This window comes from Pseudomonas sp. EYE_354, from assembly GCF_023148575.1.
GTDB lineage: Bacteria > Pseudomonadota > Gammaproteobacteria > Pseudomonadales > Pseudomonadaceae > Aquipseudomonas.
The window spans coordinates 304983-324111 of record NZ_JAHXNQ010000001.1 but is presented as its reverse complement, the minus strand read 5'-3'; the positions used below and the strand labels follow the sequence as shown (position 1 = coordinate 324111).

Annotated in this window: 18 protein-coding genes; 2 read left to right on the top strand and 16 right to left on the bottom strand. The window is 61.4% G+C overall.

What is annotated here, in order from left to right; all coding sequences use genetic code 11:
* Position 1 precedes the first annotated feature (1 nt).
* The 11 genes from dacB to KZX66_RS01510 form a co-directional block, all read right to left on the bottom strand.
* Entirely contained in the window at positions 2-1447 is a 1446-nt protein-coding gene (dacB, locus tag KZX66_RS01560) for a D-alanyl-D-alanine carboxypeptidase/D-alanyl-D-alanine-endopeptidase (RefSeq protein WP_248075484.1), read from the bottom strand.
* Between the two features lie 129 nt (positions 1448-1576).
* Positions 1577-3994, bottom strand: coding sequence for a TonB-dependent receptor (locus KZX66_RS01555; protein WP_248075482.1), 2418 nt, complete (start codon positions 3992-3994; stop codon positions 1577-1579).
* 110 nt (positions 3995-4104) lie between these two features.
* Entirely contained in the window at positions 4105-5040 is a 936-nt protein-coding gene (locus tag KZX66_RS01550) for a glutathione S-transferase family protein (RefSeq protein WP_248075480.1), read from the bottom strand.
* Positions 5041-5116: 76 nt separating this feature from the next.
* Positions 5117-5392 (bottom strand): GIY-YIG nuclease family protein, encoded by a 276-nt coding sequence (locus KZX66_RS01545; protein WP_248075478.1) that lies wholly within the window; start codon positions 5390-5392, stop codon positions 5117-5119.
* Between the two features lie 36 nt (positions 5393-5428).
* Complete coding sequence (locus KZX66_RS01540; RefSeq protein ID WP_248075476.1) at positions 5429-5899, bottom strand: nuclear transport factor 2 family protein; 471 nt, start codon at positions 5897-5899, stop codon at positions 5429-5431.
* Positions 5900-6010: 111 nt separating this feature from the next.
* Complete coding sequence (locus KZX66_RS01535) at positions 6011-7267, bottom strand: CynX/NimT family MFS transporter (RefSeq protein WP_248075474.1); 1257 nt, start codon at positions 7265-7267, stop codon at positions 6011-6013.
* Positions 7257-7916 carry a FadR/GntR family transcriptional regulator gene (locus KZX66_RS01530; protein WP_248075473.1) on the bottom strand — a complete coding sequence of 220 codons (660 nt, stop codon included), beginning with the start codon at positions 7914-7916 and terminating at the stop codon, positions 7257-7259. Before KZX66_RS01530 ends, KZX66_RS01535 begins: the two co-directional genes overlap by 11 nt.
* Positions 7917-8117: 201 nt before the next feature.
* Positions 8118-8882 (bottom strand): amino acid ABC transporter ATP-binding protein, encoded by a 765-nt coding sequence (locus KZX66_RS01525; protein WP_003171943.1) that lies wholly within the window; start codon positions 8880-8882, stop codon positions 8118-8120.
* A gap of 11 nt (positions 8883-8893) precedes the next feature.
* Complete coding sequence (locus KZX66_RS01520) at positions 8894-9991, bottom strand: amino acid ABC transporter permease (RefSeq protein ID WP_248075471.1); 1098 nt, start codon at positions 9989-9991, stop codon at positions 8894-8896.
* A gap of 10 nt (positions 9992-10001) precedes the next feature.
* Entirely contained in the window at positions 10002-11183 is a 1182-nt protein-coding gene (locus tag KZX66_RS01515) for an amino acid ABC transporter permease (RefSeq protein ID WP_248075469.1), read from the bottom strand.
* Positions 11184-11255: 72 nt separating this feature from the next.
* Positions 11256-12287, bottom strand: coding sequence for an amino acid ABC transporter substrate-binding protein (locus KZX66_RS01510; RefSeq protein WP_017526224.1), 1032 nt, complete (start codon positions 12285-12287; stop codon positions 11256-11258).
* A 346-nt stretch (positions 12288-12633) separates the two neighbouring features.
* Here KZX66_RS01510 and KZX66_RS01505 point away from each other — a divergent pair, with 346 nt between their 5' ends.
* Positions 12634-13290 carry an alpha/beta hydrolase gene (locus KZX66_RS01505; protein WP_248075467.1) on the top strand — a complete coding sequence of 219 codons (657 nt, stop codon included), beginning with the start codon at positions 12634-12636 and terminating at the stop codon, positions 13288-13290.
* A 96-nt stretch (positions 13291-13386) separates the two neighbouring features.
* On the top strand, positions 13387-14847 hold the full coding sequence (gene rhlB / locus KZX66_RS01500; RefSeq protein WP_248076021.1) for an ATP-dependent RNA helicase RhlB: 1461 nt from the start codon (positions 13387-13389) through the stop codon (positions 14845-14847).
* Positions 14848-14910: 63 nt separating this feature from the next.
* On the opposite strand, the gene moaE is transcribed toward rhlB, so the two are convergent.
* From moaE to KZX66_RS01475, 5 genes are all read right to left on the bottom strand, one after another.
* Positions 14911-15360, bottom strand: a complete 450-nt coding sequence (moaE, locus tag KZX66_RS01495) for a molybdopterin synthase catalytic subunit MoaE (RefSeq protein ID WP_248075465.1) — start codon at positions 15358-15360, stop codon at positions 14911-14913.
* Between the two features lie 2 nt (positions 15361-15362).
* Positions 15363-15605 (bottom strand): MoaD/ThiS family protein, encoded by a 243-nt coding sequence (locus tag KZX66_RS01490; protein ID WP_248075462.1) that lies wholly within the window; start codon positions 15603-15605, stop codon positions 15363-15365.
* Complete coding sequence (gene moaC / locus KZX66_RS01485; protein ID WP_248075460.1) at positions 15602-16075, bottom strand: cyclic pyranopterin monophosphate synthase MoaC; 474 nt, start codon at positions 16073-16075, stop codon at positions 15602-15604. The genes KZX66_RS01490 and moaC overlap by 4 nt, the downstream gene beginning before the upstream one ends.
* A 96-nt stretch (positions 16076-16171) precedes the next feature.
* On the bottom strand, positions 16172-17566 hold the full coding sequence (locus KZX66_RS01480; RefSeq protein WP_032877681.1) for a PhoH family protein: 1395 nt from the start codon (positions 17564-17566) through the stop codon (positions 16172-16174).
* 348 nt (positions 17567-17914) lie between these two features.
* Complete coding sequence (locus tag KZX66_RS01475; protein WP_248075458.1) at positions 17915-19039, bottom strand: polysaccharide deacetylase family protein; 1125 nt, start codon at positions 19037-19039, stop codon at positions 17915-17917.
* Positions 19040-19129 lie beyond the last annotated feature (90 nt).

Here is a 19129-nt window from a genome sequence, read left to right as displayed (position 1 = left end):
ATCAGTCGTGCCATTGCGTCAGGGCCACGGCCAGGCGATTTTCCAGGGCGCGGATCGGCGCGGCATCGCCCAGATAGTTGTTGCTGACCATCGAAAACACCAGGCGCCGCCCCTCGGCGTCGGTGATATAACCGCTCAACGATGACACCCCGGCCATCGAGCCGGTCTTGGCATGCAGGTTGTTTTGCGCCGGTGTACCGCGCAGGCGATAGCGCAGGCTGCCACCGCTCATGCGGTCCGGGTTGCCGGCGATCGGCAGGGCGTTGTACCAGGCGTCGAACCACGGCTGCTTGGCCGTGGCCAGCAGCAGGTCGGTCAGGTTCTGCGCCGACAGCAGATTGCGCCGCGACAACCCCGAACCGTCCACCTGGATCAGTGTGGCCGGGTCCATCCCCTGACGTTTGGTGAAGTCCGCCACGGCCGCGACACCCGCCTGCGCCGTGCCCGCATTCGCGGTCTTGCGCCCCATGGCCTTGAGCAGGGCTTCGGACATGTTGTTGTTCGAGAGTTTCAGCAGCGGCGTGATCAATGCCTGCAACGGCGCCGACTGGTGCTCTGCCAACACCGTGGTCGTGGCCGGCGTCGCACCGCCGATCACCCGTCGGCCCGCGACCTTGATGCCCTGCTGCGCCAGCGCCTGCTCAAACAGATTCGCCACCAGTTGCGTCGGCTCCCACACGCTCACCCACTGCCGGCTGTGCTTGCCCGGCGCCAACGCGCCGGTCAGTTGCAGCAGATTGGTGCCATGCTGGCGGGTGAGGCCATAGGTATTGCCAGGGCCGCTGACCGCGTGGTTGCTCAGTTGGACATAATCGGTAGCAGGGCTCACGACGACGCTCACCGGCTGGCCGGGCGTCTGCGGCGCGTTGGCCGTGACGATCAGCGTACCGGCATCAAAATCGGCATTGGGCGACACCGTCAGTGCAGAAATCTGCGCGCCGTAATAGGTGCTTTCGTCGTCCTGGGCCCAGTCCACGCCCAGACGTTCGGCGTCGAACCAGGTGTCGTCAAACACCAGATCACCTTGCACCAGACGCACGCCCTGGCTCGCCAGCTGTGCGGCCAGTGCCTGGTAATCGGCAAACTGCGTGGTCGGGTCGCCCAGGCCGCGCAGGTAAAGATTGCCGCTCAAACGCTCGCCTTGCTGGGTGCCGTTGCTCAGCAGTTGAGTGGAAAATCGGTACTGCGGCCCCAGCACATCCATCGCCGCGGCGGTGGTCAGTAACTTGAGGTTGGAGGCCGGCACCAACCGCGTACGCGGGTTGTGCTGATAGAGGGTGTTGCCGCTGCGGGCGTCGCGCACCATCAGCGAGACGGTGGCGCCGTTAAGGGCCGGGTCGGCCATGAGACGGTCGAGGGTGATCGGGGTGGAGGTCGGCGAGACACTCGCACACCCGCCCAGCAAAACGCTTACGCACAACAGGTGTAGCCATCGTCCAAAGTGCATCCGTCACGTTTTCCGCAGAACTGTCATTGCCGGCAACGCTAACAGCTCCCTCCCCCTGTGGCGAGCGCAGCGGTTGTGGGTGGACAGCCCGTTCGCCAGGGCGATCAACCCACCACCACAAGCCGATGATCAGAATTGCAGCGTGCTGGACAGCGACACCTGCCGCGCATCGCCAACGGACACAAAGAACCGACTTGCCGCAGAGGTGTAGTAGGTGCGGTCAAACAGGTTCTTCACGTTGAGCTGGAATTTGACCTTCTGCCCTTCGATCTTGGTGTCGTAGGTGGCGAACGCATCCGCCACCGTGTAGCCCGGCAGATTGAAGTCATTGGCCGCATCACCGGCGCGCTCGCCGACATAACGGGCACCGGCGCCCACCCGCAGTTGGTCGCCGCCAAACACGTTGCCGAAGTCATACACCGCCGACAGCGAGCCGGTGTGCTTGGCCACGTTTTGCAGGCGGTTGCCTTGCAGGGTCGGGTCCTCGTCCTTGACGTCTTGCGCGTCGGTGAAGGCGTAGCTGCCAATCACGCTCCACTGGTCGGTCAACTGCCCGCTGGCGTCCAGTTCCAGGCCTCGCGAACGCACTTGGCCGGCGATGCTGTAGACCGTATTGGCGCCGGAACCGACCGATACAAGCACATTGCGCTTGTCGATAGTGAACAGCGCCGCGCTGGCGGTGATGCGTCCCGGAATGTCGAGCTTGGCGCCCAGTTCCCACGACTTGGATTCCTCCGGCGTCAGGTCGCCGGTCAGGGTGCTGCCATCGGCCAGGGCGGCGATGGTGGAGTTGGGTTTGAACGACTCGGTGTAGCTGCCGTAGAACGACAGTTCATCGGTGTAGCGATACACCAGACCCGCGCGCGGCACCCAGGCCTGGCCATTGCCATCGGTGTTGGCCTTGAACGGCACGCCCTTGCCGGCGTACTGGTCATACATCTGGTAACGCGCGCCAGCGACAAAGATCCACTGGTCGGTCAGGTGAATCGCATCCTGGAAGAACAGCGAGTCGCTGCGCAACAGGTCGGTCTGGGCGCTGTCGGCGGCGCTGACGGTGGTGCCCGCCACTTCGTTGCCGTACACCGGGTTGTTGTAGTTGAAGGTGGTGCGCGAGGCCTGGCGAATCAGGTCGGCGCGGTAGATCTTGCGGTACTCGTCGTCCAAACCGAAGACCAGGTCATGTTGCAGGCCCAGTACGTTGACCTTGCCTTCCAGGCTGGCGGTTGCGAACCGGTCGGTGCTGATCGCCCCCTTGGTGCCGTCCATCCTGCGGGTCAGGGTGCCGTTGGTGTTCACCGCACTGACGCGCACTTGGCTGGCGTCATAGGTTTCGCGGTTCCAGCTGTAGCCGAAGTGGGCTTTCCAGTCGTCATTCAAATCGTGGTCGGCTTCGAAACGGTACAGGTCGGAACGGCCTTCCATGTCGTTGAACGGCTCATCCAGGCGCCGGGTGGACGGGATGTCCAACGGGTGGTTGGACTTGTCGATAGCGGTACCACGGTCGAACGGCGCGAGAAACTCGCGGTGTTCATAAGCGAACAGCAACCGGGTGCTGTCGCCGTACCAGGCCAGGGACGGCGCTACCAAGGTTTCGCGATGGGTGCCGAAGTTGCGCCAGTAGTCTTCGTCTTCATGGTCGACGATCAGGCGATAGGCCAGGCCCGAATCACCGATCGGCCCGGTGGTGTCAAGACCACCGCCACTGCCGTTCTTGCCGTCGCCAAAGGTCGAGCCGCGCACGGTCAGGGACGTGGATTGGGTCAATTCGGGCTTTTTACTGACGATATTCACCACACCGCCCGGATCCTGGATGCCATACAGCAGCGAGGACGGGCCTTTGAGCACTTCGACGCGCTCAGCCGTGGCGTTCAATGCGCGGCCCTGCACCACCGGCATGCCGTCGCGCATGATCGAGCCGTTACGGTTATCGCCAAAGCCACGCAACATCACGGCGTCCTGGGTGCTGGCCAAGGTGTTGGCCTGGGTAATGCCACTGATGTTGCCCAGGGCGTCATCCAGGTTGCGCGGGGTCTGGTCGCGCAGTACCTGGGCCGGCACCACGTTGACGGTTTGCGGGGTTTCGATCAGCAGCGCACGGGAGCGCATCACCGAACTGGTGGGCGGCGGCTGGTAGCTGGTGCTGTCCTGGGTTTGGCCGATGCCGCTGATGGTGGTGGCGCCGAGGTTGAGCGCGCCATCGGTGGGTAGCGGCTCCAGGGCCAATGTGCGGGCATCGATTTGGCGGAACGTGAAGCCGGAGTCGCCCAGCAGGCGTTGCAAGGCCGCCGTGGCGCTCATCTGCCCGCTGACTGCCGGGGCGTTGAGGCCGTAGGGCGCTTCGTCGGTGTAGATCACGCTGATGCCGGTCACCCGGCTGAAGTCGCTCAGGGCCTGGGGCAGCGGCTTGGCGGCCAGGGCAAAATTGAACTGGGCACTTTGCTGCTCTTGCGCCTGTGCCACGCACAACGGCAGCAACGCTAGCCCCGACACCACCAATACCGAGGCTCCCAGCCACTGTTTAACCAAACCGCCCGCCATCGACTTCATGCTGTGAGAACCCGTGTAGAAAACGCTGTTAATGCGAATAAATCGCAGTTTCAAGCACTACACGGATGGGCCGCCGGTTTACCTCACGTTTATGTGCAAATTATTTTTAATCAGTGCGCCTGGATGCGGAAACCGAAGCGCGGAAAATGCACATGCACGGTGCCCGCTCGCGCGTCGGTGCGGCGCAGGATCAGCTCTTCGCGCCCGGCAAAGAGCAACTCCCCCGCGACCGCATCGGTGCCGTAATCGGTGGCGGCAATGGCCACCTGCTGGCCGGGCTGGAAGCCATTCAAGTCCTCGAACACCTCATCCGGCAGCGCAGCTGGCGTAGCGTTGCGCGCGATCTCCAATGCCTGTTCCGCGCTCATTTGGCTGGACGTGCCGTGGCCGAACCCCAACACACGCCCCAACCACGCGCACACGGCTGGATAGGCGTCCACTAACGGTGCCGTCACCGGCGTCGCCTTGAGGAACCACAGCGGGTGAGCCATGGAAAAATCGGCAATCGACGGCTCACCAAACAGGAAGTCTCCCGGTTCACGCTGCAATTGCTGCTCCAGTCGCGCCATGATTGCCGGCCATTGGTGCTTGGCCAACTCGGCCGGTAGCCTGCTGGCGGTGCCCCCGCTGAACAGTGCGGCGCGGTCGGCCAGAAACGCCTTGACCGCTTCCGGCGGCAATTTGCCGAAGCGCACCGCCACCGATTCAGGCTGGAACACCAGGCTCACGGCGTGGGCGAACACCACGCTGTCGGCCCAGGTGGCGAAGGTTTGGGTGATCATTTCCTGGCCCAGCGGGAACAGCGCCGGCGCGAATTTTTCCTGCTCCAGACGGCGGGCGATCAGGGCGGTGTCGCAATAGATATCGGCACCCACTTGCAGCACCGGGGTCTTGCGGTAGCCGCCGGTGAGGGCAGTCAGGTCCGGCTTGGGCATCACCGGCGAGATATGCACCGAGTGCCAGGACAGGCCTTTGAAGCCCAGCAGCAGCCGCGCTTTTTCCGCGAAGGGGGACGTGGGGTAGTGGTGCAGGATTAGCTCAGACATGCTGGGGGTCCACTGGACAAATGAACCCGCAGCTTAGCCTGCAACGGGCTCAGTGGGTGTGATAGCCGCCCATCAGTCAGATCAATGAACCACTGGCCGCCAGACACTCCTTGGCGCTCTTCTTCAATTTTTTGATCAACCGCTCCTGGCGCAGCGCCTCGCCTTTGCTGGCGCAGACTTCGGTGTACACCAGCGCCACCGCCGGGCTGGACAGGAAAAACCGCGCGCCCTTGCCGCTCTGGTGCGAGGCAAACCGGCGCACCGGGTCATTGCTGATGCCGCAATACAACGAGCCATTGGCGGCACGCACCAGGTAGACGTACCAGGGCTTGGGTTCAACAGGATCAGTCACGGGTAGATTCAACAGTCCGCAGGAGCGCCAAGCTTATCAACGACTGGCCTGAAATGCCTTCAAGCCTTTGTTTGCCTGGGCGCGCACAGCGTTTTTCACCAGCGGTGTCCAGCCCAGCAGCAGGCCTTTGGTGCCCAAGGCCTGGCGCGACCAGCGCCACAGGTCGAAGCTGTCGTGGTGTTCGCAGATCTTGCCGTCGCGAAACACAAACCGCGCCTGGATATCGTTGACCACGGTGTTGCCGGTGGCGCTGAACAGGTAGGTGGCCACCCAATGCGCACCGCCGCTGCGATCATCGCTGCGCACGTTGTCGAACGTCAGGGAGAAGTCCTTGGCACGCGTGGTCAGCATGCGCCACATATCGCCGACATCGCGCCCGCGCAACTCACCGAAGGCCGGGTCGCTGAACACCACATCCTCGGTGTAGCAGGCGGCCATCGCGTCGGCGTCCAGGCGCTGGAAGGCCGTGTAGAACTGGGTGATCAGGGCGTTATGGGCATCGCTCATGGGCAGGCTCCGCTGGCGTCAAAAAGGTAGGCGCACGATAAGCCGCCCGCGCCGCTAACGCCACTGACATTCGCCACGCAAATGACCGGGGCTAGGGGCACGGGGGCGGCGCTAGACTTTTTCGCTGCTCACGCCTACGTACCGCGCACGGCCCGCGCCAACCCCGGCGACCATGGCCGCCACGCCGATCACTGCGAAAATCCAGCCCGTCGCGCCCCACCCACCGGTCCAATCGTGCACCAGGCCCACGGCCAGCGGCCCCATGGAGGCCAGGGTGTATCCGATGCCCTGGGCCATGCTCGACAGGTTCGCGGCCACATGGGCGTCGCGCGAGCGCAGTACGATCAGGGTCAGCGCCAGGCTGAAAGTACCGCCCTGCCCCAGGCCGAGCACAATCGCCCAGCCCCACAAGCCGTCGAGGGGCGCATACAGGCAACCGAACAGGCCGCCCAGCGTCAGCAACATCACGATCACGATGGCCAAACGCTGGTCTCTACCCCGCGTGGCCAGCCACGGTGCGGCCAGGGAACTGAGCAGTTGCACAATGATGGAACCGGACAGCGCCAGCCCGGCTTCAGTGGCACTCAGGCCACGGCCGATCAGGATCGACGGCAGCCAGCCGAACACGATGTAGGCCAGGGACGATTGCAGGCCCATATAGAGGGTGACCTGCCAGGCCAGCGGATCGCGCAACAGCCCTTTCACCCGATAAGCGACTCGGTGCGCACCATGTTTTTGCCCGACCTGCGGCAACCAGAACAGCGCCGCCACCAGCGCCGGCAGCATCCAGAAGCCCAGTCCCATCGCCCAGCTATCGCCGAAGTAGTCACTCAGAGGCACCGCGGCCCCCGCCGCCAGCGCCGCGCCCAGGCACAACGCCATGGTGTAGACCCCCGTCATGGCGCCCGCCTGCCCGGCGAAATCCCGCTTGACGATGCCCGGCAGCAATACCCCGATAATGCCGATACTCGCGCCGGCGATCAGGCTGCCGAGGAACAACCCCACTTCCCCCGACACACTGCGCAGGATGATCCCCGCGGCCAGCGTCAGCAGGATGCCCAACACCACCCGTTCAGCCCCAAAGCGCCGCGCCAGGATCGGTGCGGTGGGCGCGAACAAACCCAGGCACAGCACCGGCAACGTGGTCAGCAGGCCGGCCTTGGCGGCCGACAATCCCAGGCTGCTGGAGACCTCGCTGAGCAAGGGCGACAGGCTCGACAATGCCGGGCGCAGGTTCAGCGCCACCAGCACCAGGCCCAGTAACAGCAACCACGGGCGGTTTACCGTTGGCGGCGTCTGCTGCACCACGTCGTCATCGGCTTCAGCGTCGATCAGCAGTTCAGTGGTGCGTTGCGGTTCAAGGTTCATTGATCAACTGCCGGCAAAGGGATTTGGCACGTTCCGGGTCCTGCTGTTCCACGGCGTCGAGCAGGGCGATATGCAGGTCGAACACCGCCTGGCGACGTGGCGAAATGCTCAGGGTCTGGCGCAACTGCGCGGCGACGATGGCGGAAAAATAGTGGTACAGCTCACTCAACGCCGGGTTATGCGCGGCGTCGACCAGGCGTTTATGGAACACCAGGTCTGCGCTGATATAGGCCTCCAGATCACCGTGATACAGCGCGGCGCTACCCTGCAGCGCCTCACGCAGGTGCTCCAGGTCTTGCTCGGTCCGCCGCAGCGCCGCCAGACCGATGGCCTCCACTTCAAGAATCTGCCGCGTCTCCTGCGCCTGCTCCAAGGTGCAATGGGACAGCGCACGCATCGCCCCCAGCGGATCAGTCATCGAACGCAAATAGCTGCCATCGCCCTGGCGGACCTCAATCAACCCGGAAAAGGCCAACACACGCATGGCTTCACGCACGGTATTGCGGCTGATGCCGAGTTCGGCGCACAACTCGGGTTCGGTAGGCAGGCGTTCACCGACCGCCCACACGCCTGCGGCGATACGCAGACGCAGTTGCTCCACAGCCTGGTCAACCAGGGAGCGTTTGATCAGAGGGGCAATGTCTGTCATGGGTTTTGCACTTTCGTCCAATCATAGGATGAATTTTCCTACAGGCTATTCAGAGTTGCCCACAAAGACAAGGCATTGGCCGAAGGCACTGACCTGCGCAGGCTCAAGTCATACCGTGAACACAGGGCATGAGGCGCCCAAGACCTATTGAACAGACAAAAATAAACCCGGCCAGGCCGGGTTTATTGTTTCAACCATCGATCAATGCAAAATCTGGCTCAAGAACAGCTTGGTCCGATCATTCTGCGGATTGTCGAAGAAGTCATTCGGCGCCGCCTGCTCAACGATCTCGCCTTTGTCCATGAAGATCACGCGGTTGGCCACGGTGCGGGCAAAGCCCATTTCGTGGGTCACGCACAGCATGGTCATGCCGTCTTCAGCCAGGCCGATCATGGTGTCCAGCACCTCTTTCACCATTTCCGGGTCCAGCGCCGAGGTCGGTTCGTCGAACAGCATGATTTTTGGTTTCATGCACAGCGCACGGGCAATCGCCACACGCTGTTGCTGGCCGCCGGACAGTTGCCCAGGGAACTTGTGCGCCTGCTCCGGGATGCGCACGCGCTCCAGGTAATGCATGGCGATTTCTTCGGCCTTGCGCTTGGGCATCTTGCGTACCCACATCGGCGCCAACGTGCAGTTCTGCAGGATGGTCAGGTGTGGGAACAGGTTGAAGTGCTGGAACACCATGCCGACTTCACGACGGATCGCTTCGATCTGCTTGAGGTCGTTGGTGAGCTCCACGCCATCGACCACGATGCGGCCCTGCTGGTGCTCTTCCAGGCGGTTGAGGCAGCGGATAGTGGTGGACTTGCCCGAGCCCGACGGCCCGCACAGCACGATACGCTCGCCCTGCTTGACGTTGAGGTTGATGTCTTTCAACACGTGGAACTGGCCGTACCACTTGTTGACGCCCTGCATCTGGATAATGCCTTCAGGGCTCACAGGCTGTTTGATTGCTTCGCTCATTAAAAGAACTCCTAACGCTTGTGGCCTGTGTCGAGCTTGCGTTCCAGATGCATGGAATAGCGCGACATACCAAAACAGAAAATCCAGAACACCAGGGCGGCGAACACATAGCCTTCAGTGGCCATGCCCAGCCATTTCGGGTCGGCGGCAGCTTGCTTGACGCTGTTGAGCAGGTCGAACAGGCCGATGATGATCACCAGGCTCGTGTCCTTGAACAGCGCGATAAACGTGTTGACGATGCCCGGAATCACCAGCTTCAGGGCCTGCGGCAGAATCACCAGGCCCATGCTGCGCCAGTAACCCAGGCCCATCGCCGCGGCCGCTTCGTACTGACCTTTAGGAATCGCCTGCAAGCCGCCGCGTACCACTTCGGCCACGTAGGCCGACTGGAACAGGATCACGCCGATCAGCGCCCGCAGCAGCTTGTCGAAGTTCATGCCTTCGGGCAGGAACAGCGGCAGCATCACCGAGGACATGAACAGCACGGTGATCAACGGCACGCCGCGCCAGAATTCGATGAAGGTCACGCAGACCACTCGAATCGCAGGCATGTTCGAACGCCGTCCCAACGCCAGCACGATGCCCAGCGGCAATGCACCGGCGATGCCGACGGTGGCGATCACCAGGGTCAGCATCAAGCCGCCCCATTGACTGGTAGCCACGTTGGTCAGCCCGAAGATGCCGCCATGCAGCAGGAAGTAGGCAACGATCGGGTACAGCACCAAAAAGCTCAGGCCGTAGATCGCCTTGTGCTGGAAACGCGAGATGAACAACGGCGCCGCGCCCACAATGGCCAGCCACACGGTGAGGTCTACACGCCAGCGCAGGTCGACGGGGAAGTAGCCGTACATGAACTGCCCGAAGCGCTGCTGAATAAACACCCAGCAGGCGCCTTCCTTGGTGCAGTCGGCGCGGGTGGTGCCCACCCAGTTCGCATCGAGGATGGCCCAATGCAGGATCGGCGGCACCACCAGGTACACCAGGTAGATCGACACCAGGGTCAGCAGGGTATTGAGCCAACTGGAAAACAGGTTGGCGCGCATCCATGCCACCGGGCCGAACACTTTGCTCGGCGGCGGCATATCCGGTTTGAAAATATGAGAACTCATGTGCGTTTCCTCACCGCTCGATCAGCGCAATGCGCTTGTTGTACCAGTTCATCAGCAGGGAAATGCTGATGCTGATCGCCAGGTACACGCTCATGGTGATGGCAATGACTTCGATGGCCTGGCCGGTCTGGTTGAGCACCGTACCGGCAAACAGCGAAACCATTTCCGGGTAACCGATACCGGCGGCCAACGACGAGTTTTTCGCCAGGTTCAGGTATTGGCTGGTCAGCGGCGGAATGATCACCCGCAAGGCTTGCGGAATGATGACCTTGCGCAGCGTCGGCCCATTGCGCAGGCCCAGGGAGCGCGCGGCTTCGGTCTGGCCGTGGCTGACGGACTTGATGCCCGAACGCACGATCTCGGCGATGAACGCCGCCGTGTATACGGTCAGTGCCAGGGTCAACGCCAGCAGTTCAGGGATCAACACCCAGCCGCCGACAAAGTTGAAGCCTTGCAGTTTTGGCATTTCCCAGTGCAGTGGCGCGCCGAAGATCAACGCGCACAAGGCCGGGATCACGATGAACAACGCCAGGCCCGCCCAGAACTTATGGAACGGAACACCGGTGGCTTCAAAGCGCTTGTTGGCCCAACGCGCCATCAGCACGGTTGCCACAATCGCTACCACCACGCTGACCACAAACGGCCAGAACCCATCGGCGGCAAGCGCCGCGGGCATGTTCAGGCCACGGCTGCTGACAAAGAAGGTATCGCCGAAGTTATGACTGTTGCGCGGCCCCGGCATGGTCAGGAACACCGCGAAGTACCAGAACAGGATTTGCAGCAGCGGCGGGATGTTGCGGAAGACTTCCACGTACACCGTCGCCAGCTTGTTGATCATCCAGTTGGGCGACAGGCGCGCCACGCCGACGATAAAGCCGAGCAAGGTGGCCAGGATCACGCCGATGAAGGTCACCAGCAAGGTGTTGAGCAAGCCGATCAGAAAGACGCGGGCATAGCTGTCCGATTCGGTGTAGTCGATCAAATGCTGCGCGATGCCAAAGCCGGCACTGCGCTCAAGAAAGTCGAAACCCGAGGTAATGCCCCGGTGCTGAAGGTTGGTCTGGGTATTGTGGAAGAGGTACCAGCCCAGCGAGACCACCGCCACAATCGTGACGATCTGGAAGAGCCACGCACGCACTTTGGGATCGCTGAAGCTGAGCTTCTGCTTTGGTGCGCCGATTTGATTTTGCATGAAGTGCCCCGGAAAGAATGGAACAGAACATCACCCGGCGGTTGGCCCACCGGGTGACAGAACCATCAGCGATCAGCGCACAGGCGGTGCGTATTGAATGCCGCCGTTGTTCCACAGCGCGTTCAGGCCGCGGTCGATTTCCAGCGGAGTGCTCTTGCCGAGGTTGCGCTCGAACACTTCGCCGTAGTTACCCACTTGCTTGACGATCTGCACGACCCAGTCTTTCTTCACTTTCAGGTCTTTGCCGTATTCGCCGTCGGCACCGAGCAGACGTGCAACGTCCGGGTTCTTGGTGGACTTGGCTTCAGCTTCAACGTTTTTAGAGGTGATACCGGCTTCTTCAGCGTTGAGCATGGCGTAGCCAACCCAGCGCACGATCGCCAGCCACTCGTCGTCGCCATTACGCACGACCGGGCCCAGCGGCTCCTTGGAAATGGTTTCCGGCAGTACCACGTAGTCCTTCGGCGAAGCCAACTTGCTGCGCTGGGCGAACAGTTGGGATTTGTCGGAGGTCAGCACGTCGCAACGACCGGATTCCAGCGACTTGGCGCTTTCATCGGAGGTGTCGAAGGTGATCGGGGTGTATTTCAGACCGTTGCCACGGAAGTAGTCGGAAACGTTCAGCTCAGTGGTGGTACCGGCCTGGATGCAGATGGTTGCACCGTCCAGTTCCTTGGCACTTTTTACGCCCAGCTTGTTGTTAACCAGGAAACCGATGCCGTCGTAGTAGGTAATGAAACCCGGGAATTTCAGGCCCATGCCCGCATCACGGGAGCTGGTCATGGTGGTGTTACGGGACAGAATGTCGACTTCGCCCGACTGAAGCGCGGTGAAACGCTCCTTGGCGTTCAACTGGCTGAACTTGACCTTGGTCGCGTCGCCGAATACAGCAGCGGCCACAGCGCGGCAAACGTCAGCGTCGATCCCCAGGATCTTGCCGCTGGCATCCGGTACCGAGAAACCCGGCAGGCCGTCACTCACGCCACATTGCACAAAGCCTTTCTTCTGCACGGCGTCCAGGGTGGCGCCGGCTTGGGCGAAACCACTGACACCCAGTACAGCGGCCGCGGAAACGATGGCCAGGGTGGATTTCAATACCTTCATTCAAACCTCCAGTTTTGCTCTTGTTGTGTCGGAGCTCGAACCCCACCGCACCCTTTTGAGGCGATCTTGACCCGTGTTGGCTTTTTTTAGGGTCAAACGGTATGGGCCGTCGCTATAAGTCCAGTTGCTATCCCATAGGCGGCTGTCACTGATAGTGTTACCGCCAAGAGAGAGACCTGACATCGCCTTGTGCATAGCAAGCGCCGTACCAGAGTGGCGGCTGAGTCGTTTCAGCCCATGGTCAAGAGCAAAAGATTCAACGTTGCGACATCTAATTAACAAATCAACCGATGGCGCACCGTTCCGACGCACCCAATCGGAGCGCACGCACATTTATGGAGCAGACATGACCGAACCCTTGATTCTCCAGCCCTCCAAGCCCGCAGACGCCTGCGTTATCTGGCTGCATGGCCTGGGTGCCGACCGCTACGACTTCCTGCCGGTGGCCGAAGCCTTACAGGAAACCCTGCTGACCACGCGTTTCGTTTTGCCCCAGGCGCCCACCCGTCCGGTGACGATCAACGGCGGCTACGAGATGCCCAGTTGGTACGACATCAAGGCCATGAGCCCGGCTCGGTCGATCAGCCTGCAAGAGCTGGAAACTTCGTCAAAAATGGTCACCAACCTGATCGAAGACCAGAAGAGGACCGGAATAGAGGCCTCGCGGATTTTTCTCGCCGGTTTTTCCCAAGGTGGCGCCGTGGTGTTCCACACCGCGTTCAAGGAACTGGAAGGTCCTCTGGGTGGCGTGATCGCCCTCTCCACCTATGCACCGACCTTCGGCGATGAACTGCAATTGTCCGCCAGCCAGCAACGCATTCCCGCCTTGTGCCTGCACGGTCAATACGATGAGGTGGTGCAGAACGCCATGGGCCGTACCGCGTATGAGCACCTCAAGAGCCGTGGTGTCACCGTGACATGGCAGGAATACCCAATGGGCCACGAAGTGTTACCCGAAGAGATACGCGATATTGGTACCTGGTTGGCCGAGCGCCTGCGCTGAAACCCCGCGTTTATGTAGCCGTATGACAGACGCACTACGCCGCGCCCGATTCTTGCATTACACTGGCCGGCGTATATTCCTTAACCAATTAATGAGATCACCGTGCTCAAAGCACTCAAGAAGATGTTCGGCAAAAGCGAGGCTGAGCCGCTCGCGCCTGTTCCCAGTGCTCCTGTCCCCTCCTCCGGCAGCCGCAACGACGGCCAACAGCCAGGCCGCACTGCATCTGCCGCCGCCCAGCCGAAGACGCCGACGGTGACACCGCCCGAACAGGCAAAACCTGACGCTCAAGCCGCTCCCAAGCCTCGCCGGGAACGCGCGCCAAAGCCGCCGGTGATCCCGTGGAAACTCGAAGACTTCGTCGTCGAGCCCCAGGAAGGCAAAACCCGCTTCCATGATTTCAAACTGGCCCCGGAACTGATGCATGCCATCCAGGACCTGGGGTTCCCATACTGCACGCCGATCCAGGCGCAAGTATTGGGCTTCACCCTCGCCGGTAAAGACGCCATCGGTCGCGCCCAGACCGGCACCGGCAAGACGGCTGCGTTCCTGATCTCGATCATCACCCAACTGTTGCAGACACCGCCGCCGAAAGAGCGCTACATGGGTGAACCGCGCGCGCTGATCATCGCCCCCACCCGCGAGCTGGTGGTGCAGATCGCCAAGGACGCCGCCGACCTGACTAAGTACACCGGCCTTAACGTGATGACGTTCGTCGGCGGCATGGACTTCGACAAGCAACTCAAGCACCTCGAAGCCCGCCATTGCGACATTCTGGTAGCCACCCCCGGCCGCCTGCTGGACTTCAACCAGCGCGGCGACGTGCACCTGGACATGGTCGAAGTGATGGTGCTGGACGAAGCCGACCGCATGCTCGACATGGGCTTTATCCCACAAGTGCGCCAGATCATTCGCCAGACCCCGCCAAAGGCCGAGCGTCAGACCCTGCTGTTCTCCGCGACCTTCACCGAAGACGTGATGAACCTCGCCAAGCAGTGGACCACCGACCCGTCCATCGTCGAGATCGAGGCGCTGAACGTCGCCAGCGAAAACGTCGAACAGCACATCTATGCGGTGGCCGGTGCCGACAAGTACAAGCTGCTCTACAACCTGGTCAACGACAACGGTTGGGAGCGCGTGATGGTGTTCGCCAACCGCAAGGACGAAGTGCGCCGCATCGAAGAGCGCCTGGTGCGCGATGGCGTCAACGCCGCGCAACTGTCCGGCGATGTGCCGCAGCACAAGCGCATCAAGACGCTGGAAGGTTTCCGCGAAGGCAAGATCCGCGTGCTGGTGGCCACCGACGTCGCCGGGCGCGGAATTCACATCGATGGCATCAGCCACGTGATCAACTTCACCCTGCCGGAAGTGCCGGACGATTACGTGCACCGTATCGGCCGGACCGGCCGTGCCGGCGCTGCGGGTGTGTCGATCAGCTTTGCGGGGGAGGATGACTCGTATCAGCTGCCGTCGATCGAGGCACTGCTGGGCCGCAAGATCAGCTGCGAGACGCCGCCGACGCATCTGTTGCGGGCTGTGGAGCGCAAGCGACCTTAAGGTTTGCACTGCTGTCACCATGAGGGAGGGGCGTGCCCCTCCCTCATTTGATTTCCCTGCCGGCTATTTCCAGCGATCCGCCGCGGCGTGATCACTGCTGCGCCCTTCCACCCAACGCGAACCTTCAGGCGTGTTCTCTTTCTTCCAGAACGGTGCCCGCGTCTTCAAATAGTCCATCACAAACGCACACGCATCGAATGCAGCCTGGCGATGGGCACTGGCGGCCGCGACGAACACAATCGGCTCACCCGGCTCCAGCGCACCGATACGATGCAGCACCTCAAGCTTGAGCAACGGCCAGCGCTGCTCGGCTTCCACGGTAATCCTGGCCAGGGCTTTTTCGGTCATGCCGGGGTAATGCTCCAGGAACATCCCTGACACATCACGACCGTCATTGAAGTCGCGCACATACCCGACAAAACTCACCACCGCGCCCACGCCCACGTTTGCCGCATGCATCGCGTTGACTTCGGCCCCCGGATCGAACGCCGCCACCTGCACACGGATAGCCATGCTCAGCCTCCGGTCACGGGCGGAAAGAATGCGACCTCGTCGCCAGCCTGCAGTGGCTCGTCGAGGTTGCACAGCTCCTGGTTGCGGGCGCACATCAGGCTGTCCTCATTGAGCACCTTGAAAGCGGGATCGGCAGCCAATGCCAGACGCACCGCGTCGACATTCGCGAAGTCGCCTTCCATCTCCAGCGAATCAAAGCCCACCGCTTCGCTGTAGCGCGCAAAAAACAGTACGTTGATGCTCATTGTTCATCCGCCTTGAAATGCCCGCTCTTGCCGCCGAGCTTCTCCAGCAGGCGAATGGTTTCGATGGTCATGCCGCGATCCACCGCCTTGCACATGTCATAGATAGTCAGTGCCGCGACGCTGGCCGCGGTCAATGCCTCCATCTCCACACCGGTCTGCCCGGACAGCTTGCAGCGCGCCACGATGCGCACAGAGTCTGCACCCTCGGCACTGAGTTCGACCTTGACGCCCGTCAACATCAACGGGTGACACAGAGGGATAAGGTCACTGGTTTTCTTCGCGGCCTGGATCCCGGCGATGCGGGCCACGGCAAATACGTCACCCTTGGGATGGGCGCCGTCGACAATCATTTGCAGGGTTTCGGGCAACATGCGCACCCGCGCTTCAGCCACCGCCTCACGGAACGTCACGGACTTGTCGGTGACGTCGACCATATGGGCGCGACCTTGGGAATCGAGATGAGTCAGCACAGAGCCTCCTTGAGGCAGCAAAAAAGCTACAAGCTGCAAGCGGCAAGTGAAAAGCTCACTGGACCCACGTGCAACTTGTAGCTTAAAGCTTGCGACTCAGAGATGCGACTCTGCGTATTCGGCCAGAATCGAGCGCGGTACCCCTTGCAGCGCGATGTGCACGCCGTTCGGGAAGTCTTTGAAACGTTCCGTCAGGTACGTCAGCCCGGAGCTGGTCGCGGACAGGTAGGGGGTGTCGATCTGCGCCAGGTTGCCCAGGCACACCACTTTGGAACCGGCGCCGGCACGGGTGATGATGGTTTTCATCTGGTGCGGCGTCAGGTTCTGACATTCATCGATCAAAATCAGGCTCTGCTGGAAGCTGCGACCTCGGATGTAGTTGAGGGATTTGAACTGCAACGGCACTTTGCTGAGGATGTAGTCGACGCTGCCATGGGTGTTTTCGTCATCCATGTGCAAGGCTTCGAGGTTGTCGGTGATCGCCCCCAGCCACGGTTCCATTTTTTCCGCTTCGGTGCCGGGCAGAAAACCGATTTCCTGGTCCAGGCCCTGCACACTGCGGGTGGCGATGATGCGGCGATAGCGCTTGGTCACCATGGTCTGTTCGATCGCGGCGGCCAGGGCGAGGATGGTTTTCCCCGAGCCTGCGGCACCGGTGAGGTTGACCAGGTGGATATCCGGATCGAGCAGCGCATACAGCGCCAGGCTCTGATAAATGTCGCGCGGTTTCAGGCCCCAGGCTTCCTGGTGCAACAGGGGTTCCTGATGCAGGTCGAGGATCAGCAGCTTGTCGACCTGGATCTCTTTGATCCAGCCCACGAAGCCCTGCTCGTCGACGATGAATTCATTGATATGCACGGCCGGCAGGTTGTCGATCAGTTGTACCTGGTGCCAGGTGCGGCCGTGATCCTGACGGGTTTCGACCTTGCTCACGCGGTCCCAGAACGAGCCGGTCATCATGTGATAACCACGGGACAGCATCGACACGTCATCGACCAGTTGGTCGGTGCTGTAGTCCTCGGCCGCGATCCCACAGGCTCGGGCCTTGAGGCGCATATTGATGTCTTTGGTCACCAGCACCACACGCAGGTCCTTGTCGCGCGCATGCAGGTCGATCAATTGGTTGATGATTTTGTTGTCGTTGAGGTTTTCCGGCAGCAGGCTGTTGGGCTCGCTGCGCTTGCTCATCAAAATCGACAGCAAGCCCTTGGGTCCGCTCTTACCGCGCTGGATCGGCACGCCGACTTCAACATCCTCGGGTGACGCTTCACCCAATGTCTTGTCGATCAACCGGATGGCCTGGCGGCATTCGGCGGCAACGCTGTGATGCCCGCTTTTGAGTTTGTCGAGTTCCTCCAGCACGATCATCGGGATGGCGACGTGGTGCTCTTCGAAATTGAGCAGAGCGTTTGGATCGTGGATCAATACGTTGGTATCGAGCACATAAAGGATTGGCTGGTCGGAAGAAGGGGTGCGTCCATGGTCATCCATACTCGGTCACCTTTTGTGGGAGCCAGTCGACGCAATACCACGACAGTGCTGCGCCTCGATTCGACCACCGAATACACCTGAGGGACGTCAAGTGCATTGCCCACCTGAGGAGTCTGGGAAGACGCCACCTGTGTTGCAGGTTTCGGCGATCTGACTTCGTAATACCGCAAAACCCATGACAGGAAAAAGCACTTTGACGCTTTTTTGAAGTTTATTTTTCAGGATGACGAATAGCACTAGCCGCGTGCCATGCACCTCGTTAAAGTCGGAAGTCCGCCTGCATCGAAATGTTGCAAAAAATCGCCCCAGAAATGCCCTAGACCCAACAGGGCCGGGCACTTCATCTTTTTAACGAAATGCGTCCCGGCAGTCCTGCCAACCGAGCCCACTTTGCGCCGTTGCCTGCAGCAACAGCGGCAATGCCACCCGCGCCTTGTCCTGGGTGTCGTGAAACACAATCACCCCTTTGCGCCACAGCAGCATCAACGTCAGCACGCGCTGCGCCGACTCATCGGCCTTTAGCTTGCCCGGTTCATCCTGGGAATCGATGTCCCACAACGCCACCTGCAAACCCTGGGACTGGAAAAACCCCTGGCTGTCAGCGCGTCGCTGGCCATAAGGCGGGCGGAAAAGCGGCACGTAGTTTTCCGGCATCAGGTTTTGCACCAGCGCCGCACTGCGGGTGATCGAACTCTGCCAATCCACCCAATGGCTGTGGGAGCGGTACTGCCAGCCCTGGGTGCCGACGCACTGGCCTTGGTACAACGCCTCCACGTCGGCGGCGGAACTGCGCTCCACGCGGGTCTGCAGGCTGCTGCCGAGGGCAAAGAACGTGGCGTTCATCTTCTGCTTGCGCAGGTAGTCGGCGAGCCAGTCGGTATTACCGCTGACCGGTGACGGGCCGCCGTCGAAGGTCAGCAGGAACAGACGGTCGTTGAACTCATCGCCATTGCGCTCGTGATCGCCAAAGCGCGCGACTTCGCTGCTGATCTGCGGGAACAGCGCGGCCTTGCGCAGCAGCTCGTCCAGGTAACGCTCATGGAAGGCATGGCTGGGGGCGGCCCAGCCTATATAGAAAGAGTCTTCGCTGACCTGGAACTTACCGACCTCCTCACGCAGGTCGTCCATGTTTTCCACCAGGTAACAGAACGAGGCATCGACCTCGCAGCTCTGCTGGGCGAAGCTGTAATTTTCCAGCAGGCGCTGCCAGAGCTGGCGGCGCAGGTCGTCGATGGCGGCCCGGTTGATGATCTTCAAGCCCAGGCGCTGCTTGAGCGCCGCGTCATCCAAGGCTTCGCTGGCCAGCAGGCTGTGGCCGAACATGAGGATTTCCGCCCGTGAGGCCACATCGAACAGCGCCGGGGTGCTGAGCTTTTCAGGCCAGGTGGCGCGGTCGAGGCTGGCGACATCCACCGGCGCCGCGTGCGCGCCCAGGCTTAACAGACACGCGGACAACAACAGCGCTATTCGCACGCAGGGTCTCCCTTTCCAGAGTCGTTGGGCACTATAACGGATCGCGCCTATCACCATCATAGGTGGAGTCAAAACGCCCTACCCCCTAGA

Excerpts from the sequence above, each read along its gene's own strand:
- KZX66_RS01525 (WP_003171943.1), bottom strand. The coding sequence starts at position 8,882 with ATGAGCGAAGCAATCAAACAGCCTGTGAGCCCTGAAGGCATTATCCAG.
- KZX66_RS01510 (WP_017526224.1), bottom strand. The coding sequence starts at position 12,287 with ATGAAGGTATTGAAATCCACCCTGGCCATCGTTTCCGCGGCCGCTGTA.
- KZX66_RS01505 (WP_248075467.1), top strand. The coding sequence starts at position 12,634 with ATGACCGAACCCTTGATTCTCCAGCCCTCCAAGCCCGCAGACGCCTGC.
- KZX66_RS01515 (WP_248075469.1), bottom strand. The coding sequence starts at position 11,183 with ATGCAAAATCAAATCGGCGCACCAAAGCAGAAGCTCAGCTTCAGCGAT.
- KZX66_RS01550 (WP_248075480.1), bottom strand. The coding sequence starts at position 5,040 with ATGTCTGAGCTAATCCTGCACCACTACCCCACGTCCCCCTTCGCGGAA.
- KZX66_RS01530 (WP_248075473.1), bottom strand. The coding sequence starts at position 7,916 with ATGACAGACATTGCCCCTCTGATCAAACGCTCCCTGGTTGACCAGGCT.
- dacB (WP_248075484.1), bottom strand. The coding sequence starts at position 1,447 with ATGCACTTTGGACGATGGCTACACCTGTTGTGCGTAAGCGTTTTGCTG.
- KZX66_RS01520 (WP_248075471.1), bottom strand. The coding sequence starts at position 9,991 with ATGAGTTCTCATATTTTCAAACCGGATATGCCGCCGCCGAGCAAAGTG.
- KZX66_RS01490 (WP_248075462.1), bottom strand. The coding sequence starts at position 15,605 with ATGAGCATCAACGTACTGTTTTTTGCGCGCTACAGCGAAGCGGTGGGC.
- KZX66_RS01555 (WP_248075482.1), bottom strand. The coding sequence starts at position 3,994 with ATGAAGTCGATGGCGGGCGGTTTGGTTAAACAGTGGCTGGGAGCCTCG.
- KZX66_RS01540 (WP_248075476.1), bottom strand. The coding sequence starts at position 5,899 with ATGAGCGATGCCCATAACGCCCTGATCACCCAGTTCTACACGGCCTTC.
- moaE (WP_248075465.1), bottom strand. The coding sequence starts at position 15,360 with ATGGCTATCCGTGTGCAGGTGGCGGCGTTCGATCCGGGGGCCGAAGTC.
- KZX66_RS01535 (WP_248075474.1), bottom strand. The coding sequence starts at position 7,267 with ATGAACCTTGAACCGCAACGCACCACTGAACTGCTGATCGACGCTGAA.
- KZX66_RS01480 (WP_032877681.1), bottom strand. The coding sequence starts at position 17,566 with ATGGATGACCATGGACGCACCCCTTCTTCCGACCAGCCAATCCTTTAT.